We start from the raw sequence: 12538 nt of genomic DNA, 5'->3' as shown, positions 1-12538 counted from the left end.
CGCGCCCACTGAACTGCACTGCCCAACATTGAGCGGGCAGCGTAAAAACCAATACAGAATTGATACCTGGATGATATCAAATATCCAGTCTTAAATTGTGGCCTTTAGCGGAAAAATGAAAACATATGCTACAGAATGGCGCTTATCACGCCATTCTTCGCGGTTAATTCAGTAATTTTTCAGAATTATGCCCGGTCAACGCTAAAGGCGATGACTTCAGCCAGTGTCTCCGCGCCCAGCGCCAACATCACCAGACGATCAACGCCTAATGCCACGCCGGAACAGTCAGGCATACCGACTTTCAAGGCTTCAATCAGATTCTGGTCAATGGGGTGCTGCGGCAAACCGCGCGCCGCGCGCTTACGGTTATCTTGTTCAAAGCGTTGTTGCTGCTCACGGGCATCCGTCAATTCATGGAAACCATTCGCCAGCTCAATACCTTTATAATAAACCTCAAAGCGTTCAGCGACCCGATGATCTTCGGTACTGATTTGCGCCAGTGATGCCTGGCTGGCTGGAAAGTGGTACACAAAGGTCGGTTTTTCTTTGCCAATATTTGGCTCTACGCCAAAGGTAAACAGCAATTGTAGAAGCGTGTCGCGGTCTTCTTCAGTATCGGCAACGTTGCTCAAATCCAGTTTCGCTGCCACTTCCCGCAGTTGCGTTTTGTCGGCAGAGAGCGGGTCAATTTCCAGATAACGCAAGAAAGCTTGTTGATAAGAAAGGCTTTCTGCTGCCGGGCAGTCCAGCACTTGTTGTAAGAGATCGTCCACCTCGTTCATCAACCGGTACATATCATAGTGCGGTCGATACCACTCAAGCATAGTGAACTCAGGGTTGTGATAACGCCCCATCTCTTCATTACGGAAGCTGCGGCACAGCTGGAATACCGGCCCACAACCGGCAACCAGCAGGCGCTTCATATGGTATTCCGGGCTGGTCATTAACCAGAGATTCATCCCCTGCGAATGCCCGGGGCCAACGAAACGTGTCTCAAACGGGACCAAATGAATATCGGTTACCGTCGCCTGGCTCATACAAGGCGTCTCCACCTCCAGCACTCCACGATCGGCAAAGAAACGACGGATCTCCGCCATAATCGCCGCGCGTTTTAATAAGTTAGGAATGGATGCGCTCGGCTGCCAGGATGCCGTTTCGCTCATAGTTAAATCTCCAGTTTTTGACAAGGGCACGAAGTCTACTCGCAACGCGACGGCGAGACAAATTTTACGCAGGAATCAAACAAGGGTGGGCTGTGACTAAAAAAAGCACGATCTGATGGTTTAGTAATTAAATTAATCATCTTCAGTGATAATTTAGCCCTCTTGCGCACTAAAAAAATCGATCTCGTCAAATTTCAGACTTATCCATCAGACTATACTGTTGTACCTATAAAGGAGCAGTGGAATAGCGTTCGCAGACCGTAACTTTCAGGCACTTACCCTGAAGTACGGGGCTGTGGGATAAAAACAATCTGGAGGAATGTCGTGCAAACCTTTCAAGCCGATCTTGCCATTGTAGGCGCCGGTGGCGCGGGATTACGTGCTGCAATTGCTGCCGCGCAGGCAAATCCAAATGCAAAAATCGCACTAATCTCAAAAGTATACCCGATGCGTAGCCATACCGTTGCTGCAGAAGGGGGCTCCGCCGCTGTCGCGCAGGATCATGACAGCTTCGAATATCACTTTCACGATACAGTAGCGGGTGGCGACTGGTTGTGTGAGCAGGATGTCGTGGATTATTTCGTCCACCACTGCCCAACCGAAATGACCCAACTGGAACTGTGGGGGTGCCCATGGAGCCGTCGCCCGGATGGTAGCGTCAACGTACGTCGCTTCGGCGGCATGAAAATCGAGCGTACCTGGTTCGCCGCCGATAAGACCGGCTTCCATATGCTGCACACGCTGTTCCAGACCTCTCTGCAATTCCCGCAGATCCAGCGTTTTGACGAACATTTCGTGCTGGATATTCTGGTTGATGATGGTCATGTTCGCGGCCTGGTAGCAATGAACATGATGGAAGGCACGCTGGTGCAGATCCGTGCTAACGCGGTCGTTATGGCTACCGGCGGTGCAGGTCGCGTTTATCGTTACAACACCAACGGCGGCATCGTTACCGGTGACGGTATGGGTATGGCGCTAAGCCACGGCGTTCCTCTGCGTGACATGGAATTCGTTCAGTATCACCCAACCGGTCTGCCCGGTTCCGGTATCCTGATGACAGAAGGCTGCCGCGGTGAAGGTGGTATTCTGGTCAACAAAAATGGCTACCGTTATCTGCAAGATTACGGCATGGGCCCGGAAACTCCGCTGGGCGAGCCGAAAAACAAATATATGGAACTGGGGCCACGCGACAAAGTTTCTCAGGCCTTCTGGCACGAATGGCGTAAAGGCAACACCATCTCCACGCCGCGTGGCGATGTGGTTTATCTCGACCTGCGTCACCTCGGCGAGAAAAAACTGCATGAACGTCTGCCGTTCATCTGCGAACTGGCGAAAGCGTACGTTGGCGTCGATCCGGTTAAAGAACCGATTCCGGTACGTCCGACCGCACACTACACCATGGGCGGTATCGAAACCGATCAGAACTGTGAAACCCGCATTAAAGGTCTGTTCGCCGTGGGTGAATGTTCCTCTGTTGGTCTACACGGTGCAAACCGTCTGGGCTCCAACTCCCTGGCGGAACTGGTGGTCTTCGGCCGTCTGGCCGGTGAACAAGCGACAGAGCGTGCAGCAACTGCCGGTAATGGCAACGAAGCGGCAATTGAAGCGCAGGCAGCTGGCGTTGAACAACGTCTGAAAGATCTGGTTAACCAGGATGGCGGCGAAAACTGGGCGAAGATCCGCGACGAAATGGGCCTGGCTATGGAAGAAGGTTGCGGTATCTACCGTACGCCGGAACTGATGCAGAAAACCATCGACACGCTGGCAGAGCTGCAGGAACGCTTCAAGCGCGTGCGCATCACTGACACTTCCAGCGTGTTCAACACCGACCTGCTCTACACCATTGAACTGGGCCACGGTCTGAACGTTGCTGAATGTATGGCGCACTCCGCAATGGCACGTAAAGAGTCCCGCGGCGCACACCAGCGTCTGGACGAAGGTTGCACCGAGCGTGACGACGTCAACTTCCTCAAACACACCCTCGCCTTCCGCGATGCTGATGGCACGACTCGCCTGGAGTACAGCGACGTGAAAATTACTACGCTGCCGCCAGCTAAACGTGTTTACGGTGGCGAAGCGGATGCAGCCGATAAGGCGGAAGCAGCCAATAAGAAGGAGAAGGCGAATGGCTGAGATGAAAAACCTGAAAATTGAGGTGGTGCGCTATAACCCGGAAGTCGATACCGCACCGCATAGCGCATTCTATGAAGTGCCTTATGACGCAACTACCTCATTACTGGATGCGCTGGGCTACATCAAAGACAACCTGGCACCGGACCTGAGCTACCGCTGGTCCTGCCGTATGGCGATTTGTGGTTCCTGCGGCATGATGGTTAACAACGTGCCAAAACTGGCATGTAAAACCTTCCTGCGTGATTACACCGACGGTATGAAGGTTGAAGCGTTAGCTAACTTCCCGATTGAACGCGATCTGGTGGTCGATATGACCCACTTCATCGAAAGTCTGGAAGCGATCAAACCGTACATCATCGGCAACTCCCGCACCGCGGATCAGGGTACTAACATCCAGACCCCGGCGCAGATGGCCAAGTATCACCAGTTTTCCGGTTGCATCAACTGTGGTCTGTGCTACGCCGCGTGCCCGCAGTTTGGCCTGAACCCAGAGTTCATCGGTCCGGCTGCCATTACGCTGGCGCATCGTTACAACGAAGATAGCCGCGACCACGGTAAGAAGGAGCGTATGGCGCAGTTGAACAGCCAGAACGGCGTATGGAGCTGTACTTTCGTGGGCTACTGCTCCGAAGTCTGCCCGAAACACGTCGATCCGGCTGCGGCCATTCAGCAGGGCAAAGTAGAAAGTTCGAAAGATTTTCTTATCGCGACCCTGAAACCACGCTAAGGAGTGCAACATGACGACTAAACGTAAACCGTATGTACGGCCAATGACGTCCACCTGGTGGAAAAAATTGCCGTTTTATCGCTTTTACATGCTGCGCGAAGGCACGGCGGTTCCGGCTGTGTGGTTCAGCATTGAACTGATTTTCGGGCTGTTTGCCCTGAAAAATGGCCCGGAAAGCTGGGCGGGATTCGTCGACTTTTTACAAAACCCGGTTATTGTGATCATTAACCTGATCACTCTGGCGGCAGCTCTGCTGCACACCAAAACCTGGTTTGAACTGGCACCGAAAGCGGCCAATATCATTGTAAAAGACGAAAAAATGGGACCAGAGCCAATTATCAAAAGTCTCTGGGCGGTAACTGTGGTTGCCACCATCGTAATCCTGTTTGTTGCCCTGTACTGGTAAGGAGCCTGAGATGATTAATCCAAATCCAAAGCGTTCTGACGAACCGGTATTCTGGGGCCTCTTCGGGGCCGGTGGTATGTGGAGCGCAATTATTGCGCCGGTGATGATCCTGCTGGTGGGTATTCTGCTGCCGCTGGGGCTGTTTCCGGGTGATGCACTGAGCTACGAGCGCGTTCTGGCGTTCGCGCAGAGCTTCATTGGTCGCGTATTCCTGTTCCTGATGATCGTTCTGCCGCTGTGGTGTGGTTTACACCGTATGCACCACGCGATGCACGATCTGAAAATCCACGTACCTGCGGGCAAATGGGTTTTCTACGGTCTGGCTGCTATCCTGACAGTTGTCACGCTGATTGGTGTCGTTACAATCTAACGCATCGCCAATGTAAATCCGGCCCGCCTATGGCGGGCCGTTTTGTATGGAAACCAGACCCTATGTTCAAAATGACGCTCTGCGCCTTATTAATTACCGCCTCTTGCTCCACATTTGCTGCCCCTCAACAAATCAACGATATTGTGCATCGCACAATAACCCCGCTTATAGAGCAACAAAAGATCCCCGGTATGGCGGTGGCGGTAATTTATCAGGGTAAACCTTATTACTTTACCTGGGGCTATGCGGACATCGCCAAAAAGCAGCCCGTCACACAGCAAACGTTGTTTGAGTTAGGTTCGGTCAGCAAAACATTTACGGGCGTGCTTGGTGGCGACGCTATTGCTCGAGGGGAAATCAAGTTAAGCGATCCCGCAACAAAATACTGGCCTGAACTTACCGCTAAACAGTGGAATGGGATCACACTATTACATCTCGCAACCTACACTGCTGGCGGTCTGCCATTGCAGGTGCCGGATGACGTTAAATCCTCAAGCGACTTGCTGCGCTTCTATCAAAACTGGCAGCCTGCATGGGCTCCAGGAACACAATGTCTGTATGCCAACTCCAGTATCGGTTTGTTCGGCGCACTGGCTGTGAAGCCGTCTGGTTTGAGTTTTGAGCAGGCGATGCAAACTCGTGTCTTCCAGCCACTCAAACTCACTCATACGTGGATTAATGTGCCGTCCGCAGAAGAAAAGAATTACGCCTGGGGATATCGCGAAGGTAAGGCAGTGCATGTTTCGCCTGGGGCGTTAGATGCTGAAGCTTATGGTGTGAAGTCGACCATTGAAGATATGGCCCGCTGGGTGCAAAGCAATTTAAAACCCCTTGATATCACTGAGAAAACGCTTCAACAAGGGATACAACTGGCACAATCTCGCTAACGCTTCAACAAGGGATACAACTGGCACAATCTCGCTACTGGCAAACCGGCGATATGTATCAGGGCCTGGGCTGGGAAATGCTGGACTGGCCGGTAAATCCTGACATCATCATTAACGGCAGTGACAATAAAATTGCACTGGCAGCACGCCCCGTAAAAGCGATTACGCCCCCAACTCCTGCAGTATGCGCATCATGGGTACATAAAACGGGGGCGACCGGCGGATTTGGTAGCTATGTTGCGTTTATTCCAGAAAAAGAGCTGGGTATCGTGATGCTGGCTAACAAAAACTATCCCAATCCAGCGAGAGTCACTGCCGCCTGGCAGATTCTCAACGCTCTACAGTAAAATTTCATCGGGTCCGAATTTTTGGACCTTTTCTCCGCTTTTCCTTGCTGTCATCTACACTTAGAAAAAAACCAGTAAGGAAACATTTATGCGCCTGCTCCCTCTCGTTGCCGCAGCGACAGCTGCATTTCTGGTCGTTGCCTGCAGTTCTCCTACGCCGCCCCGTGGCGTGACAGTAGTGAATAATTTCGATGCTAAACGCTATCTCGGTACCTGGTATGAGATTGCCCGTTTTGATCACCGCTTTGAACGTGGACTGGAAAAAGTCACCGCAACATACAGCCTGCGGGATGACGGCGGCCTGAATGTCATTAATAAAGGCTATAACCCTGACAGAGAAATGTGGCAGCAGAGTGAAGGGAAAGCGTACTTTACCGGCGCACCAACTCGCGCTGCGCTGAAAGTGTCATTCTTTGGTCCTTTCTATGGCGGTTATAACGTTATTGCACTCGATCGGGAATACCGCCATGCGCTGGTTTGCGGCCCGGACCGCGACTACCTGTGGATACTCTCCCGCACGCCAACCATTTCTGACGAAGTGAAACAGGAGATGCTGGCAGTCGCGACCCGGGAAGGGTTTGATGTCAGTAAGTTTATTTGGGTACAGCAGCCCGGTAGTTAGTGAGTGCTGAGTTTCAGACCAATAATCCCCAATACGATTAACGCCAGACTCGCCAGGCGCATCGGGTTAGCGGACTCGCCGAGCAGCACAATGCCGGTGATGGCCGCGCCGACTGCGCCAATACCCGTCCACACGGCATAAGCCGTCCCTACTGGTAACGATTTCATCGCCCAGGCAAGTAGCGCCATACTGACAATCATCGCCGTCACAGTAATAACACTTGGCGTCAAACGACTAAAGCCGTGGGTATATTTCAGGCCAACGGCCCATACCACTTCCAGCAGACCAGCAATAACTAAGATAATCCAGGACATATCAGGCTCCGGAGAATTGGGGCCGTCCCCGGTGAAAAGAGGCGTTTGCAGGTCGTCCTGCAAAGCTGATGGTTGAACGGATATTTTGCCAGGTGGCAGGGGAATTTCAACTATTACCTTTGTGACTATCGCAAAAAAACAAACGGCACGACATAACTGTCGTACCGTTATTGCTTACTGCTGCGCTTTCGTTGCTGCGCCAGAAATCGCGTTACCGCCATCAGAAATGTCTTCACCAACGCCACGCGTGGTGTTGCAGGCAGTTAATACTGTTGAAAGCACCAGAACAGAAAAGATCGCTGCAATTGTCTTCTTCACCATAACGTCTTCCTTTTAGGTAATGTTATTTATGTTTGCCTATAGCAAATTAATAATAGACAACATCACCAAAAATGATGGAAATCTGATGATTTTTCGGAAGAGAAGAAAAATTAGCTGGCAGCGCGGGAGATGGAATTACCGAGATGTTTAATGTCTTCACCAAAACCGCGAGCGGTGTTACAGCCCGTGAGCAGCGCACTGGCAAGCAAAACAAGAACGATAAGGCGTTTCATCATCTCTGACCTGAATAAGTGATGGTGCAGCCTGCAGGCCGCACCACAACCGCATTACTTCACGCGAGAGACGTATTCACCAGAGCGGGTATCCACTTTGATGACTTCGCCGATTTGTACAAACAGCGGAACTTTAACCACAGCGCCAGTAGACAGGGTAGCCGGTTTGCCGCCAGTACCTGCGGTATCACCTTTCAGGCCCGGATCGGTATCCACGATTTCCAGTTCAACGAAGTTCGGCGGAGTAACGGAGATCGGCTGACCATTCCACAGAGTTACGATACACTCTGCCTGATCCAGCAGCCATTTAGCGTTGTCGCCAATTGCTTTTGCATCAGCAGACAGCTGCTCGAAAGTTTCGTTGTTCATGAAGTGCCAGAACTCACCGTCGTTGTACAGGTAAGTCAGGTTCATATCGACAACATCAGCGCCTTCAGCGGAATCAGTAGATTTGAAGGTTTTTTCTACGCGAGTACCGGTCAGCAGACGACGCAGTTTAACGCGAGCAAATGCCTGGCCTTTACCCGGTTTTACGAATTCACTCGCTTCAACCGCGTAAGGTTCGCCGTCTAACATGATTTTAAGACCAGCACGAAAATCGTTGCTATAGTACGTTGCCATAAGGCCCTCTGAAATTTGTTAATTGGTAGCTAAGCCACAAAATGGCGCATATTGTAACCCTAAATACCCCATCCAGAGAAGATTGGTTAACGCAACTTGCCGATGTTGTGACCGATCCTGATGAACTTCTGCGTCTTTTGAATATAGACGCGGACGAAAAACTGTTGGCCGGACGCAGCGCCAAAAAGCTGTTTGCCCTGCGTGTGCCCCGCTCATTTATCGATCGCATGGAGAAAGGCAATCCGAACGATCCGCTTTTGCGTCAGGTAATTACCTCGCAAGATGAGTTTGTCGTCGCGCCCGGATTCTCCACCGACCCGCTGGAAGAACAGCACAGCGTAGTGCCAGGTTTGTTGCATAAATACCACAACCGGGCGCTTTTGCTGGTCAAAGGCGGCTGCGCGGTAAATTGCCGCTATTGCTTCCGTCGCCACTTCCCCTATGCCGAAAATCAGGGCAACAAGCGTAACTGGCAAACTGCACTTGAGTATGTTGCTGCGCATCCGGAACTGGACGAGATGATTTTCTCCGGCGGCGATCCGCTGATGGCGAAAGATCACGAGCTGGACTGGTTGCTCACACAACTGGAAGCCATCCCGCATATCAAACGTCTGCGGATTCACAGCCGTCTGCCGATTGTGATCCCGGCACGCATCACAGATGCGCTGGTTGAACACTTTTCACATTCTACGCTGCAAATCTTGCTGGTGAATCACATCAACCATGCCAATGAGGTAGATGAAACATTCCGTCAGGCGATGGCTAAGTTGCGCCGGGTAGGCGTTACTTTGCTGAACCAGAGCGTTCTGTTACGTGGTGTGAACGATAACGCGCAAACGCTGGCAAACCTGAGTAATGCGTTGTTCGATGCGGGCGTGATGCCGTATTACCTGCATGTGCTCGATAAAGTACAGGGCGCGGCGCATTTTATGGTGAGTGATGACGAAGCACGGCAGATTATGCGTGAGTTGCTGACACTGGTGTCGGGATATCTGGTGCCTAAACTGGCGCGAGAAATTGGCGGCGAACCCAGCAAAACGCCGCTGGATCTCCAGCTACGCCAGCAGTAACTGATTAAACAGGGAAGTTTAATCTTTGCACGTTGCATAACCTTTAATTATTCATATACATTGCTGTTATTACTTTTTATATAACCAACACCAATAATTAACCTTTCTTTTCTGTTTATATAGAGTGAGCACGGCTATTTATGTTATTTTAACAACTATTACTACCAAGCCCATTTATCTGGCTTATAAATTAAAATTAATTATTTAATTGAGAAATGGTTAGGGAGAACCTACATGGCCATAAGCATCAAGGGTGTTAATACCGGTGTTATTCGCAAGAGCAATAATTTCATTGCACTGGCGCTGAAAATTAAAGAGCCTCGCAATAAAGAATCGTTGTTCTTTCTGTCTGTCATGGAACTGCGCGACCTTCTGATTGCGCTGGAAAGCCGTTTGCATCAAAAGCATAAACTGGATGCTGCTGCACGCCTTCAGTATGAGCAAGCTCGCGATAAAGTCATTAAGAAAATGGCAGAAAATATCCCAGAAATTCTGGTTGATGAGCTTAAAAATGCCGATATTAATCGTCGGGTTAACACGCTGGAACTTACCGATAATCAGGGTGAAAATCTTACCTTCGTATTAACGCTACATGACGGTAGCAAATGTGAATTAGTCATCAATGAATTGCAGATTGAAATGCTGGCGCGAGCAATCATTCATGCAATTAATAATGCGGAAATGCGTGAACTGGCATTACGTATTACCTCACTGTTAGATTTCCTACCGTTATACGATGTTGACTGCCAGGACAATGGCAATCTGGAATATGACACCTATTCCCAACCGGAATGGAAACATAACTTGTTCAACCATTATCTGGCGGTGCTTTACCGCTTTAAAGATGAAAGTGGCAAAGAACAATTTAGCGGCGCAGTGGTGAAAACGCGTGAAGCAACGCCGGGTAAAGAAGTGGAGGCGATCACTCGCCGAATGCTTGATTTCAGCCCACGACTGAAAAAACTCGCGGGTGTACCATGTCAGGTCTATGTTCGCACCGTAGCGGCAAATAACGCCCAACCGCTAACCCAGGATCAATGCTTACGCGCGCTACATCACTTACGTGTTCAATCCACCAGCAAAACTGCACCACAGGCGAAATAATCCCATCTGTTTTACTACGAGGCTGGAAGTATCCAGCCTCTGGATCCCATCAGTTCGGGCACTTATATACCTGGCCGATAATCTGGCTATCCGTCGGGACAAAACTGGACAACATCCCCTGCGACGGGCTGCTGATGCCATAAATCACGTTACCGCCCATTGCAGCAGCCTGGTTGCGCAGATCGTTTGCTGCGCCGCGCATAGAACCGCCCTCTTCACCGTGTTGCCCGGAAAGCCAGTTGCTTTGCTTACCTGTCGCAGTACCAATCAGCTGGCACTCTGCGCCTGGCTGCTCGTCCACAATGCGTACACTCTGACCGGCAGCACTCAATTCGTTGCTGGAGCTACAACCCGCCATCAGTAGCGCGGCACCGACAATCCCTGCTAAGTATTTTACGTGCATGTTATTCCCCATAATCAATGAGCTGGACGCCACTCGCGTCGTCCGTGTCTGAATCTTATACTAGAAAGATGACCAAAAGAAAAACCCCCAGACATTTCTGCCCGGGGGTTTGTTTATTTCTGCGAGGTGCAGGGCAATTACATCATGCCGCCCATGCCACCCATGCCGCCCATACCGCCAGCAGCGCCTAAGTCAGCTGCATCGTTTTTCGGCAGGTCGGTAACCATGCACTCGGTGGTGATCATCAGGCCAGCCACAGAAGCCGCGTACTGCAGAGCAGAACGGGTTACTTTGGTTGGATCCAGGATACCCATGTCGATCATGTTGCCGTATTCTTCGGTTGCTGCGTTGTAACCGTAGTTACCGTCGCCGCCTTTAACGGTGTTAGCAACAACAGACGGTTCTTCGCCGCAGTTCAGGACGATCTGACGCAGCGGAGCTTCCATTGCACGCAGTGCAACTTTGATACCCACGTTCTGGTCTTCGTTCTGACCACGCAGGTCAGCCAGTTTAGACGCTACGCGGATCAGCGCAACACCACCACCAGCAACCACGCCTTCTTCTACCGCAGCACGGGTCGCGTGCAGGGCGTCTTCAACGCGTGCTTTTTTCTCTTTCATTTCAACTTCGGTAGCAGCACCTACTTTGATAACTGCAACGCCGCCTGCCAGTTTCGCTACACGCTCCTGCAGTTTTTCACGGTCGTAGTCAGAAGTTGCTTCTTCAATCTGCTGACGGATCTGAGCAACACGGCCCTGGATTGCAGCTTCTTCACCCACGCCATCGATGATGGTGGTAGTGTCTTTGTTGATCACAACACGTTTAGCCTGACCCAGGTCTTCCAGGGTTGCTTTTTCCAGCTCCATACCGATCTCTTCAGAGATTACGGTACCGCCAGTCAGGGTTGCGATATCCTGCAGCATAGCTTTACGACGATCGCCGAAGCCCGGAGCTTTAACCGCAGCAACTTTCACGATGCCACGCATGGTGTTAACAACCAGAGTTGCCAGCGCTTCGCCTTCTACATCTTCAGCGATGATCAGCAGCGGTTTGCCTGCTTTGGCAACAGCTTCCAGAACCGGCAGCATTTCGCGGATGTTGGAGATTTTCTTGTCAGCCAGCAGGATGAACGGGCTTTCCAGTTCTACTGCGCCAGTTTCCGGCTTGTTGATGAAGTAAGGAGACAGGTAGCCACGGTCGAACTGCATACCTTCAACCACGTCCAGTTCGTCCTGCAGACCGGTACCGTCTTCAACGGTGATAACGCCTTCTTTACCGACTTTGTCCATCGCTTCAGCGATCAGTTTACCTACGGTTTCGTCGGAGTTAGCGGAGATGGTACCAACCTGAGCAATCGCTTTAGAGTCAGAGCACGGTACGGACAGCGCTTTCAGTTCTTCAACTGCAGCGGTAACAGCTTTGTCGATACCACGTTTCAGGTCCATCGGGTTCATGCCCGCAGCAACAGCTTTCAGACCTTCAGTGATGATAGCCTGAGCCAGTACGGTTGCAGTGGTGGTACCGTCGCCTGCAGCGTCGTTCGCTTTAGAGGCAACTTCTTTCACCATCTGCGCACCCATATTTTCGAACTTGTCTTCCAGTTCGATTTCACGAGCAACGGAAACACCATCTTTGGTGATGGTCGGTGCACCGAAAGATTTATCCAGAACTACGTTACGGCCTTTCGGACCGAGGGTAACTTTCACTGCATCTGCCAGTACGTTTACGCCGCGCAGCATTTTCACACGAGCGTCGTTACCGAATTTTACGTCTTTAGCTGCCATTATCTTTATTCCTTAAATTCGTATGTTCAGTGT

Annotated in this window: 14 protein-coding genes and 1 pseudogene; 8 read left to right on the top strand and 7 right to left on the bottom strand. The window is 51.1% G+C overall.

The window, feature by feature from the left end; all coding sequences use genetic code 11:
- Nucleotides 1-185: 185 nt before the first annotated feature.
- Nucleotides 186-1163 carry an elongation factor P--(R)-beta-lysine ligase gene (gene epmA, locus ACJHYR_RS19525; protein WP_000004771.1) on the bottom strand — a complete coding sequence of 326 codons (978 nt, stop codon included), beginning with the start codon at nucleotides 1161-1163 and terminating at the stop codon, nucleotides 186-188.
- Nucleotides 1164-1487: 324 nt separating this feature from the next.
- Here epmA and frdA point away from each other — a divergent pair, with 324 nt between their 5' ends.
- The 6 genes and pseudogenes from frdA to blc all read left to right on the top strand — a co-directional run bounded on the left by frdA (nucleotide 1488) and on the right by blc (nucleotide 6655).
- Nucleotides 1488-3296 carry a fumarate reductase (quinol) flavoprotein subunit gene (gene frdA / locus ACJHYR_RS19520; protein ID WP_410233132.1) on the top strand — a complete coding sequence of 603 codons (1809 nt, stop codon included), beginning with the start codon at nucleotides 1488-1490 and terminating at the stop codon, nucleotides 3294-3296.
- Nucleotides 3289-4023 (top strand): fumarate reductase iron-sulfur protein, encoded by a 735-nt coding sequence (frdB, locus tag ACJHYR_RS19515; RefSeq protein ID WP_000829498.1) that lies wholly within the window; start codon nucleotides 3289-3291, stop codon nucleotides 4021-4023. Before frdA ends, frdB begins: the two co-directional genes overlap by 8 nt.
- A 10-nt stretch (nucleotides 4024-4033) precedes the next feature.
- Nucleotides 4034-4429, top strand: a complete 396-nt coding sequence (frdC, locus tag ACJHYR_RS19510) for a fumarate reductase subunit FrdC (protein WP_000208763.1) — start codon at nucleotides 4034-4036, stop codon at nucleotides 4427-4429.
- A gap of 10 nt (nucleotides 4430-4439) precedes the next feature.
- On the top strand, nucleotides 4440-4799 hold the full coding sequence (gene frdD, locus ACJHYR_RS19505) for a fumarate reductase subunit FrdD (protein ID WP_000609663.1): 360 nt from the start codon (nucleotides 4440-4442) through the stop codon (nucleotides 4797-4799).
- Between the two features lie 62 nt (nucleotides 4800-4861).
- Nucleotides 4862-6033 (top strand): annotated as a pseudogene (locus ACJHYR_RS19500) (BlaEC family class C beta-lactamase).
- An 88-nt stretch (nucleotides 6034-6121) separates the two neighbouring features.
- Nucleotides 6122-6655 carry a lipocalin Blc gene (blc, locus tag ACJHYR_RS19495; RefSeq protein WP_001238369.1) on the top strand — a complete coding sequence of 178 codons (534 nt, stop codon included), beginning with the start codon at nucleotides 6122-6124 and terminating at the stop codon, nucleotides 6653-6655.
- On the opposite strand, the gene sugE is transcribed toward blc, so the two are convergent.
- The 4 genes from sugE to efp form a co-directional block, all read right to left on the bottom strand.
- Complete coding sequence (sugE, locus tag ACJHYR_RS19490) at nucleotides 6652-6969, bottom strand: quaternary ammonium compound efflux SMR transporter SugE (protein WP_000118482.1); 318 nt, start codon at nucleotides 6967-6969, stop codon at nucleotides 6652-6654. The two genes, blc and sugE, sit on opposite strands and share 4 nt — an antisense overlap.
- A gap of 174 nt (nucleotides 6970-7143) precedes the next feature.
- Nucleotides 7144-7290, bottom strand: coding sequence for a lipoprotein toxin entericidin B (gene ecnB / locus ACJHYR_RS19485; protein WP_000239596.1), 147 nt, complete (start codon nucleotides 7288-7290; stop codon nucleotides 7144-7146).
- A gap of 110 nt (nucleotides 7291-7400) precedes the next feature.
- The gene (ecnA, locus tag ACJHYR_RS19480; RefSeq protein WP_000977754.1) at nucleotides 7401-7526 is read right to left on the bottom strand and encodes a lipoprotein antitoxin entericidin A; all 126 of its coding nucleotides are present in this window, start codon (nucleotides 7524-7526) and stop codon (nucleotides 7401-7403) included.
- 51 nt (nucleotides 7527-7577) lie between these two features.
- On the bottom strand, nucleotides 7578-8144 hold the full coding sequence (gene efp, locus ACJHYR_RS19475) for an elongation factor P (protein ID WP_000257278.1): 567 nt from the start codon (nucleotides 8142-8144) through the stop codon (nucleotides 7578-7580).
- A 41-nt stretch (nucleotides 8145-8185) separates the two neighbouring features.
- Between efp and epmB the strand changes: the two genes are divergently transcribed.
- The gene (epmB, locus tag ACJHYR_RS19470; RefSeq protein ID WP_000940541.1) at nucleotides 8186-9214 is read left to right on the top strand and encodes an EF-P beta-lysylation protein EpmB; all 1029 of its coding nucleotides are present in this window, start codon (nucleotides 8186-8188) and stop codon (nucleotides 9212-9214) included.
- 234 nt (nucleotides 9215-9448) lie between these two features.
- Complete coding sequence (locus ACJHYR_RS19465) at nucleotides 9449-10318, top strand: YjeJ family protein (RefSeq protein WP_001008025.1); 870 nt, start codon at nucleotides 9449-9451, stop codon at nucleotides 10316-10318.
- A gap of 49 nt (nucleotides 10319-10367) precedes the next feature.
- Here ACJHYR_RS19465 and ACJHYR_RS19460 read toward each other — a convergent pair whose 3' ends face one another.
- Both ACJHYR_RS19460 and groL read right to left on the bottom strand, forming a co-directional pair.
- On the bottom strand, nucleotides 10368-10721 hold the full coding sequence (locus tag ACJHYR_RS19460; RefSeq protein ID WP_000558209.1) for a DUF4156 domain-containing protein: 354 nt from the start codon (nucleotides 10719-10721) through the stop codon (nucleotides 10368-10370).
- A 137-nt stretch (nucleotides 10722-10858) separates the two neighbouring features.
- The gene (groL, locus tag ACJHYR_RS19455) at nucleotides 10859-12505 is read right to left on the bottom strand and encodes a chaperonin GroEL (protein WP_000729117.1); all 1647 of its coding nucleotides are present in this window, start codon (nucleotides 12503-12505) and stop codon (nucleotides 10859-10861) included.
- Between the last annotated feature and the right edge of the window lie 33 nt (nucleotides 12506-12538).

The sequence above is a fragment of the Escherichia sp. WS1450 genome, from assembly GCF_046487395.1.
GTDB classification, from domain to species: Bacteria; Pseudomonadota; Gammaproteobacteria; order Enterobacterales; family Enterobacteriaceae; genus Escherichia; species Escherichia coli.
The sequence above is the reverse complement of the archived record's forward strand: the minus strand, read 5'-3'. Positions and strand labels throughout refer to the sequence as shown.

Excerpts from the sequence above, each read along its gene's own strand:
- epmA (WP_000004771.1), bottom strand. The coding sequence starts at position 1,163 with ATGAGCGAAACGGCATCCTGGCAGCCGAGCGCATCCATTCCTAACTTA.
- sugE (WP_000118482.1), bottom strand. The coding sequence starts at position 6,969 with ATGTCCTGGATTATCTTAGTTATTGCTGGTCTGCTGGAAGTGGTATGG.
- ACJHYR_RS19465 (WP_001008025.1), top strand. The coding sequence starts at position 9,449 with ATGGCCATAAGCATCAAGGGTGTTAATACCGGTGTTATTCGCAAGAGC.
- frdC (WP_000208763.1), top strand. The coding sequence starts at position 4,034 with ATGACGACTAAACGTAAACCGTATGTACGGCCAATGACGTCCACCTGG.
- frdD (WP_000609663.1), top strand. The coding sequence starts at position 4,440 with ATGATTAATCCAAATCCAAAGCGTTCTGACGAACCGGTATTCTGGGGC.
- ecnB (WP_000239596.1), bottom strand. The coding sequence starts at position 7,290 with ATGGTGAAGAAGACAATTGCAGCGATCTTTTCTGTTCTGGTGCTTTCA.
- ACJHYR_RS19460 (WP_000558209.1), bottom strand. The coding sequence starts at position 10,721 with ATGCACGTAAAATACTTAGCAGGGATTGTCGGTGCCGCGCTACTGATG.
- epmB (WP_000940541.1), top strand. The coding sequence starts at position 8,186 with ATGGCGCATATTGTAACCCTAAATACCCCATCCAGAGAAGATTGGTTA.
- blc (WP_001238369.1), top strand. The coding sequence starts at position 6,122 with ATGCGCCTGCTCCCTCTCGTTGCCGCAGCGACAGCTGCATTTCTGGTC.
- efp (WP_000257278.1), bottom strand. The coding sequence starts at position 8,144 with ATGGCAACGTACTATAGCAACGATTTTCGTGCTGGTCTTAAAATCATG.
- frdB (WP_000829498.1), top strand. The coding sequence starts at position 3,289 with ATGGCTGAGATGAAAAACCTGAAAATTGAGGTGGTGCGCTATAACCCG.
- groL (WP_000729117.1), bottom strand. The coding sequence starts at position 12,505 with ATGGCAGCTAAAGACGTAAAATTCGGTAACGACGCTCGTGTGAAAATG.
- ecnA (WP_000977754.1), bottom strand. The coding sequence starts at position 7,526 with ATGATGAAACGCCTTATCGTTCTTGTTTTGCTTGCCAGTGCGCTGCTC.